The organism is Pseudomonas sp. S12(2018) (assembly GCF_024355235.1).
In the GTDB taxonomy this organism is placed as follows: domain Bacteria; phylum Pseudomonadota; class Gammaproteobacteria; order Pseudomonadales; family Pseudomonadaceae; genus Aquipseudomonas; species Aquipseudomonas palmensis.
In genome coordinates this window covers 281339-300501 of record NZ_QLAD01000005.1, presented here as the reverse complement: position 1 = coordinate 300501, position 19163 = coordinate 281339, and the positions used below count along the sequence as shown (strand labels likewise).

The 19163-nt window shown below is 64.8% G+C and carries 18 protein-coding genes and 1 riboswitch; of the genes, 12 read left to right on the top strand and 6 right to left on the bottom strand.

All coding sequences use genetic code 11. From position 1 onward, the window contains the following. Positions 1–62: 62 nt before the first annotated feature. Positions 63–2060, bottom strand: a complete 1998-nt coding sequence (gene tkt, locus DN388_RS14340; RefSeq protein WP_043863600.1) for a transketolase — start codon at positions 2058–2060, stop codon at positions 63–65. Positions 2061–2317: 257 nt separating this feature from the next. On the opposite strand from tkt, the gene DN388_RS14335 reads away from it, so the two are divergent. The 4 genes from DN388_RS14335 (at position 2318) to DN388_RS14320 (ending at position 6743) form a co-directional block, all read left to right on the top strand. Next, positions 2318–3313: a metalloregulator ArsR/SmtB family transcription factor gene (locus tag DN388_RS14335; RefSeq protein ID WP_043863601.1), complete on the top strand. Its 996-nt coding sequence runs from the start codon at positions 2318–2320 to the stop codon at positions 3311–3313. Positions 3314–3332: 19 nt separating this feature from the next. After that, positions 3333–4523, top strand: a complete 1191-nt coding sequence (gene metK, locus DN388_RS14330; protein ID WP_043863602.1) for a methionine adenosyltransferase — start codon at positions 3333–3335, stop codon at positions 4521–4523. A 112-nt stretch (positions 4524–4635) separates the two neighbouring features. Then, positions 4636–6288 (top strand): NAD-dependent DNA ligase LigB, encoded by a 1653-nt coding sequence (ligB, locus tag DN388_RS14325; protein WP_255000572.1) that lies wholly within the window; start codon positions 4636–4638, stop codon positions 6286–6288. Between the two features lie 59 nt (positions 6289–6347). Continuing rightward, complete coding sequence (locus DN388_RS14320; protein WP_043863604.1) at positions 6348–6743, top strand: DUF1090 domain-containing protein; 396 nt, start codon at positions 6348–6350, stop codon at positions 6741–6743. Positions 6744–6841: 98 nt separating this feature from the next. Here the strand turns inward: DN388_RS14320 and DN388_RS14315 are convergent, their stop codons facing one another. Next, on the bottom strand, positions 6842–7285 hold the full coding sequence (locus DN388_RS14315) for a cytochrome c (RefSeq protein WP_196933014.1): 444 nt from the start codon (positions 7283–7285) through the stop codon (positions 6842–6844). A gap of 131 nt (positions 7286–7416) precedes the next feature. On the opposite strand from DN388_RS14315, the gene DN388_RS14310 reads away from it, so the two are divergent. Beyond that, positions 7417–8574: a murein transglycosylase A gene (locus DN388_RS14310; protein ID WP_054915759.1), complete on the top strand. Its 1158-nt coding sequence runs from the start codon at positions 7417–7419 to the stop codon at positions 8572–8574. Position 8575: 1 nt separating this feature from the next. Here DN388_RS14310 and DN388_RS14305 read toward each other — a convergent pair whose 3' ends face one another. Together DN388_RS14305 and DN388_RS14300 are read right to left on the bottom strand one after the other, a co-directional pair. Beyond that, complete coding sequence (locus tag DN388_RS14305; RefSeq protein WP_054915760.1) at positions 8576–8962, bottom strand: MAPEG family protein; 387 nt, start codon at positions 8960–8962, stop codon at positions 8576–8578. A 23-nt stretch (positions 8963–8985) separates the two neighbouring features. Continuing rightward, the gene (locus tag DN388_RS14300; protein WP_043863608.1) at positions 8986–9819 is read right to left on the bottom strand and encodes a DMT family transporter; all 834 of its coding nucleotides are present in this window, start codon (positions 9817–9819) and stop codon (positions 8986–8988) included. A 170-nt stretch (positions 9820–9989) separates the two neighbouring features. Between DN388_RS14300 and DN388_RS14295 the strand changes: the two genes are divergently transcribed. After that, positions 9990–11225, top strand: a complete 1236-nt coding sequence (locus tag DN388_RS14295) for a sodium:proton antiporter (RefSeq protein ID WP_043863609.1) — start codon at positions 9990–9992, stop codon at positions 11223–11225. Here DN388_RS14295 and DN388_RS14290 read toward each other — a convergent pair. Next, complete coding sequence (locus DN388_RS14290; RefSeq protein ID WP_255000566.1) at positions 11209–12090, bottom strand: LysR family transcriptional regulator; 882 nt, start codon at positions 12088–12090, stop codon at positions 11209–11211. The genes DN388_RS14295 and DN388_RS14290 overlap by 17 nt on opposite strands. Before the next feature lie 92 nt (positions 12091–12182). Here DN388_RS14290 and DN388_RS14285 point away from each other — a divergent pair, with 92 nt between their 5' ends. Together DN388_RS14285 and DN388_RS14280 are read left to right on the top strand one after the other, a co-directional pair. Beyond that, positions 12183–12596 (top strand): VOC family protein, encoded by a 414-nt coding sequence (locus tag DN388_RS14285; protein WP_043863611.1) that lies wholly within the window; start codon positions 12183–12185, stop codon positions 12594–12596. A 45-nt stretch (positions 12597–12641) separates the two neighbouring features. Further along, on the top strand, positions 12642–13937 hold the full coding sequence (locus DN388_RS14280) for a cation:dicarboxylate symporter family transporter (protein WP_236066208.1): 1296 nt from the start codon (positions 12642–12644) through the stop codon (positions 13935–13937). A gap of 39 nt (positions 13938–13976) precedes the next feature. Here DN388_RS14280 and DN388_RS14275 read toward each other — a convergent pair whose 3' ends face one another. Continuing rightward, positions 13977–14375: an acyl-CoA thioesterase gene (locus tag DN388_RS14275; RefSeq protein ID WP_043863612.1), complete on the bottom strand. Its 399-nt coding sequence runs from the start codon at positions 14373–14375 to the stop codon at positions 13977–13979. A gap of 183 nt (positions 14376–14558) precedes the next feature. Then, a riboswitch (S-adenosyl-L-homocysteine riboswitch) is annotated at positions 14559–14664 on the top strand. A gap of 21 nt (positions 14665–14685) precedes the next feature. Here DN388_RS14275 and ahcY point away from each other — a divergent pair. The 4 genes from ahcY (at position 14686) to DN388_RS14255 (ending at position 19058) form a co-directional block, all read left to right on the top strand. Then, positions 14686–16095, top strand: a complete 1410-nt coding sequence (gene ahcY / locus DN388_RS14270) for an adenosylhomocysteinase (RefSeq protein ID WP_054915763.1) — start codon at positions 14686–14688, stop codon at positions 16093–16095. Positions 16096–16191: 96 nt separating this feature from the next. Next, complete coding sequence (gene metF, locus DN388_RS14265; RefSeq protein WP_255000561.1) at positions 16192–17037, top strand: methylenetetrahydrofolate reductase [NAD(P)H]; 846 nt, start codon at positions 16192–16194, stop codon at positions 17035–17037. Positions 17038–17141: 104 nt separating this feature from the next. Continuing rightward, positions 17142–18224 (top strand): hypothetical protein, encoded by a 1083-nt coding sequence (locus DN388_RS14260; protein WP_255000559.1) that lies wholly within the window; start codon positions 17142–17144, stop codon positions 18222–18224. A 48-nt stretch (positions 18225–18272) separates the two neighbouring features. Continuing rightward, a complete protein-coding gene (locus DN388_RS14255; RefSeq protein ID WP_043863615.1) occupies positions 18273–19058 on the top strand; it encodes an ABC transporter substrate-binding protein in 786 nt (261 codons plus the stop codon). Positions 19059–19163: the final 105 nt, after the last annotated feature.

The window sequence follows — 19163 nt, the reverse complement described above, 5'->3', positions numbered from 1 at the left end:
CGTGATCCCTGTGGGAGCGGGCTTGACCCGCGATGGGTTCAACGCCGCTCCAACTGGTTTTATCAGTCTTCCAGCAGCTCTTCAGCCGTACCCAGGATGTTTTCCAGGGTGAAGCCGAACTCTTCGAACAGTGCCGAAGCCGGCGCCGACTCACCGTAGGTGGTCATGCCGATGACGCGGCCTTCCAGGCCCACGTACTTGTACCAGAAGTCGGCGTGGGCAGCTTCGATGGCAATCCGCGCGCCCACCTGCAGTGGCAGAACCGACTGCTTGTAGCTGGCGTCCTGGGCATCGAACACGCTGGTGCATGGCATCGATACCACGCGCACCTTGCGGCCCTGCTCGGTCAGCTTGTCGAACGCCTGCACCGCCAGGCCCACTTCGGAACCGGTGGCGATCAGGATCAGCTCAGGCTCGCCTGCGCAGTCCTTGAGCACGTAGCCACCACGGCTGATGTCGGCGATCTGGCCGGCGTCGCGGGTTTGGTGCTGCAGGTTCTGACGCGAGAAGATCAGCGCCGAAGGGCCGTCCTTGCGCTCCAGGGCGTGCTTCCAGCTCACGGCCGATTCGACCGCGTCGGCCGGACGCCAGGTGTCCAGGTTCGGCGTGGTGCGCAGGCTGGTCAGCTGCTCGATCGGCTGGTGAGTCGGGCCGTCTTCGCCCAGGCCGATGGAGTCGTGGGTGTAGACGTGGATCACGCGCTGCTTCATCAGGGCCGACATGCGCACGGCATTGCGGGCGTATTCCATGAACATCAGGAAGGTCGCGCCGTAAGGCACCAGGCCGCCGTGCAGGGCAACGCCGTTCATGATGGCGGTCATGCCGAACTCGCGCACGCCGTAGTACATGTAGTTGCCGCTGGCATCTTCGGCGCTGACGCCCTTGCAACCTTTCCACAGGGTCAGGTTGGAGCCGGCGAGGTCCGCCGAGCCACCGAGGAACTCCGGCAGCAGCGGGCCGAAGGCGTTCAGGGTGTTCTGGCTGGCCTTGCGGCTGGCGATGCTTTCGCCCTTGGCGTCCACTTCGGCGATGTAGGCGGCAGCCTTCTCGGCGAAGTCGGCCGGCAGTTCGCCGCTCAGGCGACGCTTGAGTTCGCTGGCCAGTTCAGGGAAGGCTGCAGCGTAGGCAGCAAAGCGCTGGTCCCAGGCGGCTTCGGCGGCGGCGCCGGCCTGCTTGGCATCCCACTCGGCATAGATGTCGGCCGGGATTTCGAACGGGCCGTGGTTCCAGTTCAGGGCCTGGCGGGTCAGGGCGATTTCGGCATCGCCCAGTGGCGCGCCGTGGCAGTCTTCCTTGCCGCCCTTGTTCGGCGAACCGAAGCCGATGGTGGTCTTGCAGCAGATCAGGGTCGGCTGCGCGCTCTTGCGCGCGGTCTCGATGGCGGTCTTGATCTCTTCTGGGTCGTGACCGTCGACATTGCGGATCACCTGCCAGTGGTAGGCTTCGAAACGCTTCGGCGTGTCGTCGGTGAACCAGCCTTCGACTTCGCCGTCGATGGAGATGCCGTTGTCGTCGTAGAAGGCGATCAGCTTGCCCAGGCCCAGGGTACCGGCCAGTGCAGCAACTTCGTGGGAAATGCCTTCCATCATGCAGCCATCACCCAGGAACACATAGGTGTGGTGGTCGACGACGTCGTGGCCTGGACGGTTGAACTGGGCGCCCAGCACTTTTTCGGCCAGGGCAAAGCCCACGGCGTTGGCCAGACCCTGGCCCAGCGGGCCGGTGGTGGTCTCGACGCCTGGGGTGTAGCCGAATTCCGGGTGGCCCGGGGTGCGGCTGTGCAGTTGACGGAACGCCTTGAGGTCGTCGATCGACAGGTCGTAGCCGGTCAGGTGCAGCAGCGAGTAGATCAGCATCGAGCCGTGGCCGTTGGACAGCACGAAGCGGTCACGGTCGGCGAAGTGCGGGTTGCTCGGGTTGTGCTTCAAGAAGTCACGCCAAAGAACCTCGGCGATATCCGCCATGCCCATCGGGGCACCGGGATGGCCGCTGTTGGCTTTTTGCACGGCATCCATGCTGAGGGCACGAATGGCGTTGGCACGCTCACGACGGCTGGGCATCGCTTGTCTCCTGGGGGGCTTGAATATTAACGAACGGAAAAAGGCGGCCATTTTCGCCCAGGCACGTGCCCGGGGGCAATCACGGATGGTCGATGAGGGACGTTTTTAGTGCGATTGAGCGACTAATCCCGTGTTGCGCCGACAAAACGGCAGAAATTGTCGCCTGCCATGCCGGGCCGGGCCCGCCCATCGAGCAATATCAAAACTTTTTGATATAGAACTTGCGAGGCCGCTGCACGCTGACTAGACTGCCGCCCATGAACCTTCACGCCCCCTCCATCGACCCCGAGCAAAGCGACGCGCTGGCTGCCCTGTGCAAGGCCGGCGGCGACCCGCTGCGGCTGAACGTGCTGCGCGCGCTGGCCAGCGATTCGTTCGGGGTGCTGGAGCTGGCGCAGATCTTCGCCATCGGCCAGTCGGGCATGAGCCACCATCTCAAGGTACTGGCCCAGGCCGACCTGGTGGCCACCCGGCGCGAAGGCAACGCGATCTTCTATCGCCGCGCACTGCCCGACAGCCAGCGCCTGGGCGGCAAGCTGCACGGGGCGCTGCTGGAGGAGGTCGACGCGCTGGAACTGCCGGCCGAGGTGCAAGCGCGCATCGGCCAGGTGCAGGTGCGCCGGGCCGCCACCAGCCAGGACTTCTTCCTGCGTGTGGAAGAGAAATTCCGCGCCCAGCAGGACCTGATCGCCGGCCTGGCGCAGTACCGCGAAAGCCTGCTGGCGCTGCTCGACAAGCTCAGCTTCGACCCGCTGGCCAGCGCCCTGGAGGTCGGCCCCGGCGATGGCGAGTTTCTGCCCGAACTGGCGCGGCGCTTCACCCACGTCACCGCCCTGGACAACAGCCCGACCATGCTCGAGCTGGCGCGCCAGGTGTGCCAGCGCGAGCGCCTGGCTAACGTAACCTTGCTGTTGGCCGATGCCCTGCATGCAACGGATGTACAGGCCGACTGCGTGGTGCTGAACATGGTGCTGCACCATTTCAGCGAGCCTGCCCAGGCCCTCGGGCACCTGGCCAAGCGTGTCAGACCAGGCGGAAGCCTGTTGGTAACAGAACTGTGCAGCCACGACCAGAGCTGGGCGCGCCAGGCGTGCGGCGATCTCTGGCTGGGCTTTGAACAGGATGATTTGGCCCGTTGGGCCAGCGCCGCGGGGCTGGTTCCCGAGGACAGCCTCTATGTGGGCTTACGTAATGGTTTCCAGATTCAGGTTCGCCACTTTCAGCGACCACCTGGCGACACTCACCATCGGTAAATTTTAGGAACCCGTCGAGATGAGCGAATACTCCCTTTTCACCTCCGAGTCCGTGTCTGAAGGGCATCCGGATAAAATCGCCGACCAGATTTCGGATGCGGTGCTCGACGCCATCATCGCCGAAGACAAGTTCGCCCGCGTGGCGTGCGAGACCCTGGTGAAAACCGGTGTGGCCATCATCGCCGGCGAAGTGACCACTTCGGCCTGGGTCGACCTCGAAGACATCGTGCGCAACGTGATCGTCGACATCGGCTACAACAGCTCCGACGTCGGTTTCGATGGCGCCACCTGCGCGGTGATGAACATCATCGGCAAGCAGTCGGTAGACATCGCCCAGGGCGTTGACCGCAGCAAGCCTGAAGACCAGGGCGCGGGCGACCAGGGCCTGATGTTCGGCTACGCCAGCAACGAAACCCCGGAGCTGATGCCAGCCCCGATCAGCTTCTCGCACCAGCTGGTGCAGCGTCAGGCCGAAGCGCGCAAGTCCGGCCTGTTGCCGTGGCTGCGCCCGGACGCCAAGTCCCAGGTCACCTGCCGCTACGAAGGCGGCAAGGTGGTGGGCATCGACGCCATCGTGCTGTCCACCCAGCACAACCCGGACGTGTCCTACGCCGACCTGCGCGAAGGCGTGATGGAGCTGATCGTCAAGCACGTGCTGCCGGCCGAGCTACTGCACAAGGACACCCAGTTCCACATCAACCCCACCGGCAACTTCATCATCGGTGGCCCGGTGGGCGACTGCGGCCTGACCGGCCGCAAGATCATCGTCGACACCTACGGCGGCATGGCCCGTCACGGGGGGGGCGCTTTCTCCGGCAAGGACCCGTCCAAGGTTGACCGTTCGGCCGCCTACGCCGGTCGCTACGTGGCCAAGAACATCGTTGCCGCTGGCCTGGCCGAGCGCTGCGAAATCCAGGTGTCGTACGCCATCGGCGTGGCCCAGCCGACCTCGATCTCGCTGAACACCTTCGGCACCGGCAAGGTTGCCGACGAGAAGATCATCCAGATCGTGCGCGAGTGTTTCGACCTGCGTCCGTATGCGATCACCACCATGCTCGACCTGCTGCACCCGATGTACCAGGAAACCGCGGCCTACGGTCACTTCGGCCGCACCCCGCAGGTCAAGACCGTGGGCGACGACACCTTCACCACGTTCACCTGGGAACGCACCGACCGTGTCGACGCGCTGCGCGCGGCCGCCGGGCTGTAAGCAACACCCGGTACAAGCAACACCCGGTAAACAAGAGCCCCTGCCAGGCGACTGGCAGGGGCTTTTTCTTGCCTAGGCTTGAAGTTCCACCCGCCGAGCAAGGACGCTCGCCATGCCCTTCAAGCTGTTGTCCGGCCTGCTGTTCGCCAGCACGCTCGCCTGTACCCCAACCACCGCCCTCGCCCGGCCCTGCCCCGACTGGCCACCGGCAGTGGCGCAAAGCGAACTCAAGCAGCTGGGCGAGCGCCTGGCCGACTGGGACGATCATTACCATCGCCTGGGCGTCGCGTTGATCAGCGACGAGCTCTACGACCAGAGCCGGGCTCGTCTGCAACACTTGCAAGCCTGCTTCCCCGGCACCGGTGCGCCCCCGGCAGACCCGCTCGGAACCGCCACCGGCCCGTTGCGCCACCCCATCCCCCACACCGGCCTGAACAAGTTGCCCGACGAAGCCGCCGTGCGCGCCTGGATGCACGGCAAGCAGGACCTCTGGGTACAACCCAAGGTGGATGGCGTGGCCGCCACGCTGGTCTATGCAAAGGGCCGGCTGGTGCGCCTGATCAGCCGCGGCGACGGCGCCTACGGGCATGACTGGAGCCGCCACCTGCCGGCACTGGGCGCCCTCCCCCACACGTTGCCCGAACCTCTGGACCTGATACTGCAAGGCGAGCTGTTCTGGCGCCTGGACGGGCATGTGCAGGCCGCAGCGGGCAGCCGGAATGCCCGCGGCAACGTCGCCGGGCTGATGGCGCGCAAGCAGCTCACCCCCGCGCAGGGCGCGGTGGTCGAGCTGTTCGCCTGGGCCTGGCCGCAGGGCCCCCTGGACCAGCGCGAGCGCCTGGCACGCCTGAGCGCCCTGGGCTTTGCCTACAGCGAGGCGTTCAGCCAGCCGGTGCAGACCTTCGACCAGGCCGCCCACTGGCGCCAGCACTGGTACCGCACGCCACTGCCATTCGCCAGCGACGGCGTGGTGCTGCGCCAGGGCCGGCGTCCGCCCGGCGAGCGCTGGCAGGCCCGGGCGCCGTACTGGATAGCGGCATGGAAATACCCCTTCGCCCAGGTGCTGGCCGAGGTGCGACGCGTGCAGTTCAACGTGGGGCGCACCGGTCGCATCACCCCGGTGCTGCAACTGGCACCGGTGCAGTTGGATGACCGCACGGTGCGCCAGGTCAGCGTGGGCTCGCTAAGACGCTGGCAGCAACTGGACATTCGCCCGGGCGATCAGGTGGCGATCAGCCTGGCAGGCCTGACCATTCCCCGTCTGGACGGCGTGGTGCACCGCGCCCTCGAACGGCGCGAGATGGAGGTACCGGCGGCCGATGCATTTCATCCGTTGAGCTGCTGGGAGCTGAGCGCCGGGTGTCGTCAGCAGTTCCTGGCCAGGTTGCAATGGCTGGGCGGCAAGCAGGGCCTGGCACTCCCAGGTGCCGGGCCGGCCAGCTGGGAGCGCCTGGTCGACGCCGGCCAGTTGCGCACACTGGCCGATGTGTTGGAACTGCCCGCCGAACATCCGTTGTACCCCGCCCTCGAACAGGCCCGTCAGCGACCCTTTGCCACCTGGGCGCGAGCCCTGGGTATGCCGGCGCCGCGTGCGTTGGCAGCGGGGGACACCTGGGCCGCACTGGCTGCCCGCAATGCGGCGCAATGGCAGGCCGAGCCCGGCGTGGGTGCCCACCGTGCCGGCCAGTTGCTGGCCTTTTTCGCTCACCCGCAGGTGCAGGCCCTGGCGGCGCGGTTACGTGAACATACAATCGAGGGTTTCTAAATTTGTCGGATCAGGGCAGCATCATGGGTTTCTGCCAAGCCCGCGACCACGGAGCCACTATGAAACTGCTTTCCCCGCTTGCCCTGTTCGCCGCCTGCTCGTTGCTCGCCACTTCGCTGATGGCTGCCGAGGAACAACCCGGCCTGACCGGCTGCGCTGCCAAGAAGCAGGCGATCAGTGAACAGATCGAACAGGCCCGCGCCCACGGCAACAGCGCCCAGCAGGCCGGCCTCGAGAAGGCCCTGAGCGAAGTGACCGAGCACTGCACCGATGCCGGCCTGAAGAAACAGCGTGAACAGAAGGTGCTGGATGCCCGTCATGAAGTGACGCAGCGCACCAAGGACCTGGACAAGGCCATGAAGAAAGGCGACGCCGACAAGATCAACAAGCGCAAGGACAAACTGGCCGAGTCGAAGAAGGAACTGCAACAGGCACTGGATGAGCTGGAGAAGTAGTCCGCGTTGAACCCTTCGCCGGCAAGGCCGGCTCCTACGTACAGCGCGCCACCTGTAGGAGCCGGCCCTGCGGCGAAAAGGCCGGCCAGCTCACCCCATCAATGATTGCGAAACTCGGTATGACAGGCCTTGCACGCCGCTTCCACCTTGCCCATCGGGGCCGCGACCGCCGCAGGCTCCAATGGCTGGGTACGGGTCTGGGCGACCAGCTCGCCGGTCACCTGCTCCATCTGCCGGACCAGCTCCTGGAAGCGCGCCTGCTTTTGCCACACATCGGGCGTGGCGCTGCTGTCCTCCTCGCGCACCTGCGGGAAATGCTGCCACGGCTGGTGCGACAACGCGTCGAGCTTCACCGCACCATCGGCAAATTTCTGCCCGTCGAACGCCAGCCGGCCACGCAGCATGCCGCCGAGGTCTTCGCTGGTCTTGAGCATCTGCTTGAAAATCGCCTTGCGCTGGCCCAACGGCGAGTTGGGGTCGACACCGCCACAGGCGCTCAGGGCCAGGCAGGCCACCAGGATCACAGTCATTCGCTTGAACATCATGCTTGGCTCGGCACACGGAAAAAGGCGGCCAGTATCCCCGCCTTGCCGGCAAACACCAATACCCCTACCAAAAACAAGGGTTGCCTGGCCGCCCTGAACGCCAGGCACACCGTAGAGGACTACCCCGCATGAAAACCGCCCTGAGCCGCCTTGGCCTGACCGCCGCGTTGCTGGCCCTGCTGGTCGGCTGCAACGGCAGCGCCCCGGATAAATCCGCACCGCACCCGCTCGCCACCTACAGCCCCGCCACCTGGAAAGACCTGCCCAAGGTCTCCGACAGCGACCTGCTGGCCGGCTTCAATGCCTGGCGCAGCGCGTGCGAGCGCCTCAAGAACGATCCGGTCTGGGCCACCCCCTGCGCTGCTGCGGTGCAGGTGCCCGACGACGCCACCCAGGTGCGTGGCTTTTTGCAGACGCAGCTCGAGGTGTACGGCCTGCGCTCGGCCGAAAACAACGCCAACGGCCTGATCACCGGCTACTACGAACCGGTGTACCCCGGCAGCATGACCCGTACCGCCACGGCCAACGTGCCGGTGTATGGCATCCCCGATGACCTGGTGGTGGTGGCGCTCGACAGCATCTACCCCGAACTCAAGGGCAAGCGCCTGCGCGGTCGCCTGGACGGGCGCGTGCTCAAGCCCTACGACACCGCCGGGGTGATCCAGCAGCAAGGCGTCAAGGCGCCGGTGCTGGCCTGGCTGACCGACCCGATGGACCTGCAGTTTCTGCAGATCCAGGGCTCCGGGCGCATCCAGCTCGAAAGTGGGCAGCAGCTGCGCGTGGGCTATGCCGACCAGAACGGCCACCCGTATCGCCCGGTGGGCCGCTGGCTGGTCGAGCAGGGCCAGCTCAAGAAGGAAGACGTGACCATGGGCAGCATCCACGCCTGGGCCCAGGCCAACCCGAGCCGCGTGCCCGAGCTGCTGGCCAGCAACCCCAGCTACGTGTTCTTCAGCACCCGCCCGGACAGCAACGAAGGCCCGCGCGGTTCGCTGAACGTGCCGCTGACCGCCGGCTACAGCGTGGCCATCGACCGCAAGGTGATCCCGCTGGGCAGCCTGCTGTGGCTGTCGACCACCCGCCCGGACGGCGCGCCGGTGGTACGCCCGGTGGCCGCGCAGGACACCGGCGGGGCCATCACCGGCGAAGTGCGCGCCGATCTGTTCTGGGGTACCGGCAGCGAGGCCGGCGCTCTGGCCGGGGACATGAAGCAGCAGGGTCAGATCTGGCTGCTGTGGCCCAAGGGCGCGGCACTGCCGGTGGTGCCGCAGGTGGAAGGCAAGTAGCTCAGGCCGAGACCACGAAGAAGCTGACGATCAGGCCGATGCCCGCGAACCACACCACCGAGCGCAGCGCGGCCCAGTCGGCCAGGTAGCAGATGATGTAGAGCAGGCGGCTGGTGATGTAGAGCACCGCCAGCACGTCCTGGGTGACCTGCTCGGCATTGCCGACGATGTCGGCGATCACCACCGCCGCGACGAACGCCGGAATCGACTCGAAACTGTTGAGCTGCGCCGCATGGGCGCGGCGCGGCAGGCCTTCGAGCTTGTCCAGAAAACCGCGCGGGTCATGGTTCTGTCGCAGGCTGAAGCGACCACTGCCGAACTTGGCGATGCTGGTGCACACGAACGGCAGCAGCAACGCGATCAATACACACCAGAAGGCGACGGTCATGGCAGGGGTCCTTGTTGTTGGGGTCAGAGTTTCATGATCAGCATGCCGATCAGTACCAGTGCACAAGCTAAGAGCCTCGGCCCGCCGAAAGGTTCTTTGAGGTAGCGCATGCCCATCAGCACCACCAGGATCACGCTCACCTCGCGCAGCGCCGCAGCCTCGGCCACCGAGCCCAGTTGCATGGCCCACAGTACCAGCGCGTAGCTGGACAGCACGCACAACCCCACGGCCAGGCCCAGCTTCCACTGGCTGCGCCAGAACTGCGCAAACGGCGCGCGCCGGGCCACCGTCGCCAGCAACGGGAACGGCCAGGCGCTGATCAGCGTCAGCCACACCAGGTAGTCCAGCGGCTGCGACCACAGCCGGATCGCGCTGCCGTCGAGCCAGGTGTAGCAGCCGATGCACAGGCCGATCAGCGCCACCACCGGCAGCATTGACCAGGGCAGACGCTCGCCGCCACCGCCCTGCCACAGCAGGCAGGCCATGCCGCACGGGATCAGCAGAATGCCGAAGATCTGCTGGGTGCTCAGCGTCTCGCCGGCAAAGGTCAGGGTCAGCGCCAGCACCACCAGCGGCGACAACCCGCGCATCAGGGGGTAGACCAGGCCCAGGTCGCCGACCCGGTAGGCCTTGATCAGCAGGTAGCGGTACAACAGCTCGAACGCCGCCGAGGCCAGCATCCACGGCCAGATCTCGGGCGGCGGTACCTGCACGAACGCCACCATCGCCAGGGCGAACAGCAGCGCCACCACGTCCATGCTGGCAATCACCAGCAGACGCTCGCCGCTGAACTTGATCAGGGTGTTCCAGGTGGCATGCAGCAGGGCGGCGATCAGCACCAGCGAAGTGGCGAGCACGGTTGAGTTCCTGGGTAGTGCACGGCTGCGCAGTTTCAACCAGGCGCAACAAAACAGCCAGCCTGCGGTCAACGTTGATCGAAAAAGTGTGTCCTGAACCTCGCGCCGGCGCATCCAAGCCCTGCCCGAGCCATTCGGGCACTGACTTGGAAGCCATTACAGGACCTAGGATGCTTGAGCTAGTTGCCGCGTTTATTTGCCTCACCACCCTCCTCACCTATGTGAACTACCGCTTTATCGGCCTGCCGCCGACCATTGGCGTGATGGTCACTGCACTGCTGTTTTCCCTGATCCTCCAGGGCCTGAGCGTCATCGGCTACCCGGGCCTGGAAGAACGGGTGCAGGGCCTGATGAGCCAGATCGACTTCAACGACCTGCTGATGCACTGGATGCTGGCGTTCCTGCTGTTCGCCGGGGCGCTGCACGTGAACCTGGCCGACCTGCGCGACTACCGCTGGCCGATCGGCCTCCTGGCCACCGTCGGTGTGCTGATCGCCACCGTGGTGATCGGCTACCTGGCACACTGGATCTTCGCCCTGTTCGGCTGGCACGTGAACCTGCTGTACTGCCTGCTGTTCGGCGCACTGATCTCGCCCACCGACCCGATCGCGGTGCTCGGCGCCCTGCGTACCGCCAATGCGTCCAAGCCGCTGAAGACCACCATCGTCGGCGAGTCGCTGTTCAACGACGGCACCGCGGTCGTGGTGTTCACCGTGCTGCTGGGCATCGCACAACTGGGCGAGACCCCGAGTGTGAGCGACACCGCGATCCTGTTCGCCCGCGAGGCCATCGGCGGCGCGCTGTTCGGCGCGGTGATCGGCTACGTCACCTACCGCATGATCAAGAGCATCGAGCAGTACCAGGTGGAGGTCATGCTGACCCTGGCGCTGGTGATCGGCGGCTCGGCCGCAGCCTACGAACTGCACGTCTCGGCGCCCATCGCGATGGTGGTAGCGGGCCTGATCATCGGCAACCTGGGTCGCAACCTGGCTATGAACGACATGACCCGGCGCTACATGGACGGCTTCTGGGAACTGATCGACGACATGCTCAACGCGCTGCTGTTCGCGCTGATCGGCCTGGAGCTGTTGCTGCTGCCGTTCTCGTGGATGCACCTGGCTGCGGCCGGGGTGCTGGCAGTGGCGATCCTGCTGTCGCGCCTGCTGACCGTGGCGCCGGCGATCGTCATGCTGCGCCGCTGGAGAACGGTGCCGCGCGGCACCATCCGCGTGCTCACCTGGGGCGGCCTGCGCGGCGGTGTGTCCGTGGCCCTGGCGCTGTCGCTGCCATCGGGTCCCGAACGTGACCTGCTGCTGAGCATCACCTACATCGTGGTGCTGTCGTCGATCCTGCTGCAGGGCCTGAGCATCGGTCGCGTGGTGCGCGGGGTTACCGAGCAGCCTTGACCGGCGAGGGGCTGCCCAGCAGCCCCAGCAGATGCCGCATCGCCACTGGCCGGCGCGGCGTCGAGCCGTGCAGCACCACCAGTGCCCGAGCGTGGCGCGGGTCATCGCCCAGCGGCCAGGCACAGATGCCCTCATGGGGCATGCCGGCCCATTGCGGCACCAACGATACCCCCATGCCCTGGGCCACCAGCATCACGATGGTTTCCAGCGCATCCAGCTCGCACAGCAACTGCGGCGTGATCAGCTGCTCATCCAGGTAGTGCTGGGCGATCTGCCCGCCCCACGACTGTGCGTCATAGCGAATGAACGGGTGCTCGCGCAGCAACGTATCGGGGGTCAGCGCGGCCTGTGCAGCCGGCGCGATCAGAATCAGCGGCTCGACCTTGAGCACCTGCAGCGCCAGTGCCTTGGGCAGCGTGAAGGGCGGGCGCACCAGAATCGCGGCATCCAGTTCGCCGCCGAGCACCTTCTCGTACAGGCTGCGCGAATCACCCGGGGTGATCTGCAGCTTGAGCCCCGGCGCCGATCGCGCCAGACGCTCGATAAGCCCCGGCAATACCCCGGTCAACGCCGTCGACACCGCGCCCACCCTGACGTCCCCCGTCAATCCGTCCTGGCTCAGGTCGTGCTGCAGTTCACGCGCCTGCTCGATGATCGCCTGGATTCTGGGCAACAGCAGCAGGCACTGGTCCGAGGGGCGGATGGCATGCGCAGTACGCAGCAGCAAGGTGCAGCCCAGTGTGCGTTCCAGCGCCTGCACGCGCTGGCTGATCGCCGCTGCCGTGCGGTTCTCGCGACGCGCGGCCGCGGCAATCGAGCCGGTTTCCACCACTGCTACCAGGCTTTTCAGAAAGCGCACATCCATAAGTTTTTCTTTCGCTCAGAGCAAGGCAAAGCCGTTTTACCCCGTCACACGGCCTACTTACCCTCAACGCTCAACCACACGGGGGATACGCCATGAACAGACCCTTTCACGCTGCATACCACGTTTGCGACCTGGAACAGGCGCGTATTTTTTATCGAGATGTTCTGGGCTGCACCGAAGGGCGCAGCACCGCGACCTGGGTCGACTTCGACTTCTTCGGCAACCAGCTCTCGTTGCACCTGGGCACGCCGTTCGCCACCACCCGTACCGGGCAGGTTGGCGAGCACAAGGTACTGATGCCGCATATCGGCGTGGTACTGCCACTGGACGAGTGGATGACGCTGGCCGTGCGCCTCACCCGGCGTGGCCTGGCATTCGAGATCCCGCCGGTGGTGCGCTTTGTGGGCGAGCCGGGCGAACAACGCACGATGTTCTTCCTCGACCCCAGCGGCAATCCGATCGAGGTCAAGGGCTTCAAGGATTTCGCCGGCCTGTTCGCGCAGTAACGCACCCTTCGCATTCCCCACAACCACAACAACAAGGGGCACCCCATGGGCATTCGCACACCTTCCAGCCTGGTCACGCGCATCATGATCGGCCTGGTCGCCGGCGTGATCGTCGGCATCCTTCTCAACCAGTTCCCCGAGCACAAGGCCTGGTTCATCGACAACCTGCTGCAGCCGGCCGGCGACCTGTTCATCAAGCTGATGAAGATGATCGTGGTACCGCTGGTGTTCGCCTGCATGACCGTCGGCATCGCCGGCGCCGGCAGCACGCGCGCCCTGGGCCGGGTCGGGATGAAGACGTTCGTGTACTTCTTCACCATCACCAGCATCGCGATCCTGTTCGGGCTGGTGGTCGGCAACGTGTTCCAGCCCGGCGCCGGCGCGGACTTCAGCAGCACGCTGCAGGCACCGGTCACCACGCTGGCATCCAGCACCGAAACGCAGAACCTGGGGCGCACCCTGGTGGCCATCGTGCCGGACAACATCGTGCTGGCCATGGCCGAGGGCAAGCTGCTGTCGGTGCTGTTCTTCGCCATCCTGTTCGGCTGCGCCCTGTCGATGCTGCCCCAGCAGCAGAAGGCACCGTTGATCAGCGTGATGCAGGGCGTATCGGACACCATGTTCAAGGTCACCCACCTGGTGATGCACTACTCACCCATCGGCATCTTCGGGCTGATCGGCGTCACCGTTGCCAGCTTCGGCCTGAGCGCACTGCTGCCACTGGCCAAGCTGATCGGCATTACCTACGTGGCGGTGCTGCTGTTTGCGCTGTGCGTGCTGGGGGCGGTGGCCAGGCTGGCGGGGGTGCGGTTCTTCCACCTGTTGCGCGAGATACGCAGCGAGTTGCTGCTGGCCTACAGCAGCGCCGCCTCGGCCACGGTGATGCCGCAACTGATCGAGAAGATGGAGCGCTACGGCGCGCCACGCCCGATCACCAGCATGGTCATTCCGTTGGGGTATTCATTCAACCTCGATGGCGCGTCGCTGTTCGCAGCGCTTGGCACGCTGTTCATCGCCCAGGCCTATGGCATCGACCTGGACCTGGCTGACCAGGCGATGCTGGTGCTGATCATGGTGCTGACCTCCAAGGGTGCGGCGGGGGTGCCGGGCTTCATGTTCATCATCCTCACCGCCACGCTGACCGCGGCAGGGCTGCCGGTCGAGGGCGTGGCGATCATCGCCGGGGTGTATCGGCTGATGGACATGCCGGTCACTGCACTCAACGTGCTGGGTAACGCGCTGGCGCCACTGGTGATCGCACGCTGGGAGGGCCAGCTCAAGGCACCTGGCCAAACCGCCCCCGCCAGCCCCGCTGCCCCTGACTTGAAGCTTGAAGCTTGAAGCTTGAAGCTTGAAGCTTGAACTGTGCAGCTACCGCCGTCATTCCACCGAGGTATCGAACTGATCCTTGATGAACTTGATCTCGGTACGCCCATGGGGTGCCGGCAAGCCGTCCTCACCCAGGTTGACGAAGACCATCTTGTCGACGGTGAGGATGCTCTTGCGGGTGATCTTGTTGCGCACTTCGCATTTGAGGGTGATGGAGGTGCGGCCGAATTCCGTGGCGGTGATGCCCAGCTCGATGATGTCGCCCTGGCGCGAGGCGCTGACGAAGTTGATCTCCGAGATGTACTTGGTCACCACACGCTGGTTGCCCAGTTGCACGATCGCGTAGATCGCCGCCTCTTCGTCGATCCAGCGCAGCAGGCTGCCACCGAACAGGGTGCCGTTGGGGTTGAGGTCTTCGGGTTTTACCCATTTGCGGGTGTGAAAGTTCATGCGTACTCCTGACCGTCTTGCCAATCGATGCCGACAATGATGGCAGAGCCTGCCGGCGGCCTCCATTGAACATCGACTATCGTCTCGATTAATTGACAGAAAGCCTTGGGCCGATGCGCGGGCGCAGCTATAATCGCCAACGCTTCACAGACGGTCATCACCACTCGATGCCGTTCCCGCCACCTGTCCGAGGGGCGCTGCAGCAGGTTCTCCTGTCAGGCTCGGATGGGGCGTTGCCTGCACGGGGTTCCCCGCACGGGCACTAAACGCACAACGGCGCCCATTCGCACACTACGAATGGAGGCTCTTGATGAGCGCTGTAAACACGCCTGCAGATTTTACCGACTACAAAGTCGCCGACATGTCCCTGGCTGCCTGGGGCCGCCGCGAAACCATCATCGCCGAGTCCGAAATGCCGGCCCTGATGGGTCTGCGCCGCAAGTACGCCGCTGAACAGCCGCTCAAGGGTGCAAAAATCCTCGGCTGCATCCACATGACCATCCAGACCGCCGTGCTGATCGAGACCCTGGTCGCGCTGGGCGCCGAAGTTCGCTGGTCGTCGTGCAACATCTTCTCCACCCAGGATCAGGCCGCTGCCTCCATTGCCGCCGCCGGCATCCCGGTATTCGCCTGGAAGGGCGAGACCGAGCAGGAATACGAGTGGTGCCTGGAGCAGACCATCCTCAAGGATGGCGCGCCATGGGATGCCAACATGATCCTCGACGACGGCGGCGACCTCACCGAGCTGCTGCACAAGAAGTACCCGCAGGTACTGGACCGCGTTCACGGCGTGACCGAAGAGACCACCACCGGTGTGCACCGTCTGCTCGACATGCTGGCCAAGGGCGAGCTGAAGATCCCGGCGATCAACGTCAACGACTCGGTCACCAAGAGCAAGAACGACAACAAGTACGGCTGCCGTCACAGCCTCAACGACGCCATCAAGCGCGGTACCGACCACCTGCTGTCGGGCAAGCAGGCGCTGGTGATCGGCTACGGTGACGTGGGCAAGGGTTCGGCCCAGTCGCTGCGTCAGGAAGGCATGATCGTCAAGGTCTCGGAAGTCGACCCGATCTGCGCCATGCAAGCCTGCATGGACGGCTTCGAGCTGGTTTCGCCGTTCATCGACGGTATCAACAACGGCACCGAAGCCAGCGTCGACAAGGCCCTGCTGGGCAAGATCGACCTGATCGTGACCACCACCGGTAACGTCAACGTGTGCGATGCCAACATGCTCAAGGCCCTGAAAAAGCGCGCCGTGGTATGCAACATCGGTCACTTCGACAACGAAATCGACACCGCCTTCATGCGCAAGAACTGGGCATGGGAAGAGGTCAAGCCACAGGTTCACAAGATCCACCGTACCGGCCCTGGCGATTTCGACGCGCAGAACGACGACTACCTGATCCTGCTGGCCGAAGGCCGCCTGGTGAACCTGGGCAACGCCACTGGCCACCCGAGCCGCATCATGGACGGTTCGTTCGCCAACCAGGTACTGGCACAGATCTTCCTGTTCGGCCAGAAGTACGCCGACCTGTCGCCGGCCCAGAAAGCCGAGCGCCTGACCGTTGAAGTACTGCCGAAAAAACTCGACGAAGAAGTGGCCCTGGAAATGGTCCGCGGTTTCGGCGGCGTGGTAACCCAACTGACCAAACAGCAGGCCGACTACATCGGCGTGACTGTTGAAGGCCCGTTCAAACCAGACGCCTACCGCTACTGATGGGCCAAAGCCGGTGACGCTGCCACAGCGTCACCGGCTTTTTTCTGTGGCCAGCCTCACGGCTGGCCAGCACGATCGGTTTACCAGGATTTCGCCATGTCTCAGGAACGCCGTTACAGCTTCGAGTTCTTCCCGACCAAGACCGACGCTGGACATGAAAAACTGCTCGCCACGGCTCGCACCCTGGCCAGCTACAACCCGGACTTCTTCTCCTGCACCTATGGTGCCGGTGGCTCGACCCGCGACCGCACGCTCAACACCGTGCTGCAGCTGGAAAGCGAAGTGAAGGTACCGGCCGCGCCGCACCTGTCGTGCGTGGGCGACAGCAAGGACGACCTGCGCAGCCTGCTGGCCCAGTACAAGGCCGCCGGCATCAAGCGTATCGTGGCCCTGCGCGGCGACCTGCCGTCGGGCATGGGCATGGCCAGTGGCGAGCTGCGCTACGCCAACGAGCTGGTCGAATTCATTCGCCAGGAAAGCGGTGATCACTTTCACATCGAAGTGGCCGCCTACCCGGAAATGCACCCCCAGGCCCGTCACTTCGAAGACGACCTGATCAATTTCGTGCGCAAGGCCAAGGCCGGCGCCGACAGCGCCATCACCCAGTACTTCTTCAACGCCGACTGCTACTTCCACTTCGTCGAGCGCGTGCAGAAGCAGGGCGTGGACATCCCGGTGGTACCCGGCATCATGCCGATCACCAACTACAGCAAGCTGGCGCGCTTCTCCGATGCGTGCGGCGCCGAGATCCCGCGCTGGGTCCGCAAGCAGCTGGAAGCCTATGGCGACGATGTGCAAAGCATCCAGGCCTTCGGCGAACAGGTCATCACCGAAATGTGCGAAAAACTGCTGCAAGGCGGCGCACCGGGGCTGCACTTCTATACCCTGAACCAGGCCGAACCCAGCCTGGCAGTGTGGAACAACCTCAAGCTGCCACGCTGATTACTGTCAAACACGGTAATAAATAGTTGCGAAAATGGTAAGGGCTTTAGCGTACGCTAAAGCCCTTTCCATTTTCCCTTACAGATACGGATCTTCGCGTTTCTATGCCCCCCGCTTCCCCTTCCGCACGTCCCCAACTGATCTATCTTGTCTTCGGTGCCCAGACTTACCATCAGGAAGCGCAGTTCAGCATCTCCAGCGCCTTGGCCAACCTGCACAAGACGCCGGGGGAACACCTCGATATCCAGGTGTTCAGCGACGACCCGCACCCCTATCGCCACTTGCCGGTAACGGTGCATGCACTCGATGCCGACACCCGCAAGGCATGGAGCGAGCCGCACGGTTATCACTTTCGCACCAAGCACGTGCTGCTGCGCCAGGTGCTGCAGGACCACGAACACGCCCTGCTGATCGACACCGACACGTTTTTCCATCAGTCACCCATCGAGCTGTTCCGGCGCATGCAGCCCGGCACGCTGCTGTGCAATGCGGTCGGCGGCAAATACGGCGTAAATCAGCAATGCGCACTGTACCAAAACCTTGCAGGCCCACTGCAGGCACGCGGCCTGGCCAAAGACGGCATGCCATTGCTCAATTCGGGCGTCATCGGCCTGTACCGGCAGGACGCGGGCCTGCTCGACCAGTCCATCGCCTTGATGGACGAGTTCTATCCGCTGGCCCCGCGCGCCTATACCCTCGAAGAGTTCTGCCTGGCGGTCGCCGCCCATGACACCTTGAACGTGCAGGAATGCCCCGATCTGATCCACCACTACTGGAGCCGCAAGCAACTGTTCCGAGCCAAGATCCAGGCCTGGCTGAACAAGCACGGTAGCGACCCGCTCTCGACACAGGCCATGGCCGATATCGCCCAGGTCAACACACAGCTGCCACGCCCGCCGCTGCTGCAACGCCTGCACTGCAAGCTGCTGGGGCTGTTGCTGCCGGCAAGGCAACGTCAGTTCATGCGTGAACTGGCCTACGGCTGTCATCCCTATGCCAACGAATTCGATCGCGCCTGCGCCCAGGCCTGGTGGGAAAAAGCCCTGGAGAACGTCGAGAGGCGCCAGGGCAAGCCCGCCTGCGCCAACCAGCTCGGGCAGTGGTTCAGGCATCCAGGCATGCGCCTGGCCCTGGGTCGTCAGCTGCCGATCGTGAAAGCTCACCTGGAGCAGCGCCGCGAAGGCTGAAGCCTGGGCGCGCTGGCCATTCTCGAGCAGCCATCGTACTCTCCAGCCATGCCCGATCTTTACCGACTGTTCGCCGCCCTGTTTCTCGCCTGCCTGAGTACCCTGGCTCATGGCGAGAGGCTGCGCATCGTCACCGACCCCTGGCCGCCCTATGTGTACCAGGAAAACGGAGAGGCCAAGGGCATCGACTACGAGGTCACCGCCGAGGTGTTCAAGCGCCTGGGCATCGAGGTGCAATGGCAGTTCCTGCCATGGAAGCGCTGCCTGGCGATGGTCGAACAGGGGCTGGCCGACGGCGTGCTCGACATCTTCAAGACCGAGCAGCGCGACGCCCAGCTGTTCTACCCCAGCGAACCGCTGTCGCACGTGGAGTTCGTGCTGTTCCAGGCCAACGCCCGGCCCCACGCCATCAGGCACCTGGAAGACCTCAAGGGGCTGACCGTGGGCACCGCGCCCGGCTATACCTACGGCCCGGCGTTTGCCGATTCACCCGACTTCAAGCGCGAGCCGGCACCTACCCTGGAAGCCAACCTGGGCAAGCTGCAACTGGGGCGCATCGACCTGCTGGTCACCGATCGCCGGGTTGGCCGGCATGTGATCAAGAGCCTGGGCCTAGAGCAACAGGTCAGCGAACTGGGGCTGGTGATCGACCGCCAGCCCCAGTTCCTGGCAGTACGCCGCAATGCCGGCATGGACCTGCTGGCGCAACGCTTCGCCGCCGAGCTGCGCCGCTTCAAGCAGGAGCCGGCCTATGCCGAGCTGAACGCACGCTACGCAGGCGCCGAGGTGAATATTCCGCAAACCGTTGAGCAGCAGGAACGCAGCACGCACTGATTGCTCTGTTATACTCCGCCAACCCCGCCAGGCTTACGCCCGGACGCTCGGCCTTGCAAAAGGCATCCCGATCGGCAGGACAGCGCGCCCAGAGCCCGCCCGCCG

Bases quoted from the DNA above. Each gene is read 5' to 3' on its own strand.
- DN388_RS14305 (WP_054915760.1), bottom strand. From the start codon at position 8,962: ATGACCGTCGCCTTCTGGTGTGTATTGATCGCGTTGCTGCTGCCGTTC.
- DN388_RS14260 (WP_255000559.1), top strand. From the start codon at position 17,142: ATGCCCCCCGCTTCCCCTTCCGCACGTCCCCAACTGATCTATCTTGTC.
- DN388_RS14315 (WP_196933014.1), bottom strand. From the start codon at position 7,285: ATGTTCAAGCGAATGACTGTGATCCTGGTGGCCTGCCTGGCCCTGAGC.
- tkt (WP_043863600.1), bottom strand. From the start codon at position 2,060: ATGCCCAGCCGTCGTGAGCGTGCCAACGCCATTCGTGCCCTCAGCATG.
- DN388_RS14280 (WP_236066208.1), top strand. From the start codon at position 12,642: ATGGGCATTCGCACACCTTCCAGCCTGGTCACGCGCATCATGATCGGC.
- metF (WP_255000561.1), top strand. From the start codon at position 16,192: ATGTCTCAGGAACGCCGTTACAGCTTCGAGTTCTTCCCGACCAAGACC.
- DN388_RS14310 (WP_054915759.1), top strand. From the start codon at position 7,417: ATGAAAACCGCCCTGAGCCGCCTTGGCCTGACCGCCGCGTTGCTGGCC.
- ahcY (WP_054915763.1), top strand. From the start codon at position 14,686: ATGAGCGCTGTAAACACGCCTGCAGATTTTACCGACTACAAAGTCGCC.
- DN388_RS14335 (WP_043863601.1), top strand. From the start codon at position 2,318: ATGAACCTTCACGCCCCCTCCATCGACCCCGAGCAAAGCGACGCGCTG.
- metK (WP_043863602.1), top strand. From the start codon at position 3,333: ATGAGCGAATACTCCCTTTTCACCTCCGAGTCCGTGTCTGAAGGGCAT.
- DN388_RS14290 (WP_255000566.1), bottom strand. From the start codon at position 12,090: ATGGATGTGCGCTTTCTGAAAAGCCTGGTAGCAGTGGTGGAAACCGGC.
- DN388_RS14255 (WP_043863615.1), top strand. From the start codon at position 18,273: ATGCCCGATCTTTACCGACTGTTCGCCGCCCTGTTTCTCGCCTGCCTG.
- DN388_RS14295 (WP_043863609.1), top strand. From the start codon at position 9,990: ATGCTTGAGCTAGTTGCCGCGTTTATTTGCCTCACCACCCTCCTCACC.
- ligB (WP_255000572.1), top strand. From the start codon at position 4,636: ATGCCCTTCAAGCTGTTGTCCGGCCTGCTGTTCGCCAGCACGCTCGCC.
- DN388_RS14275 (WP_043863612.1), bottom strand. From the start codon at position 14,375: ATGAACTTTCACACCCGCAAATGGGTAAAACCCGAAGACCTCAACCCC.
- DN388_RS14320 (WP_043863604.1), top strand. From the start codon at position 6,348: ATGAAACTGCTTTCCCCGCTTGCCCTGTTCGCCGCCTGCTCGTTGCTC.
- DN388_RS14285 (WP_043863611.1), top strand. From the start codon at position 12,183: ATGAACAGACCCTTTCACGCTGCATACCACGTTTGCGACCTGGAACAG.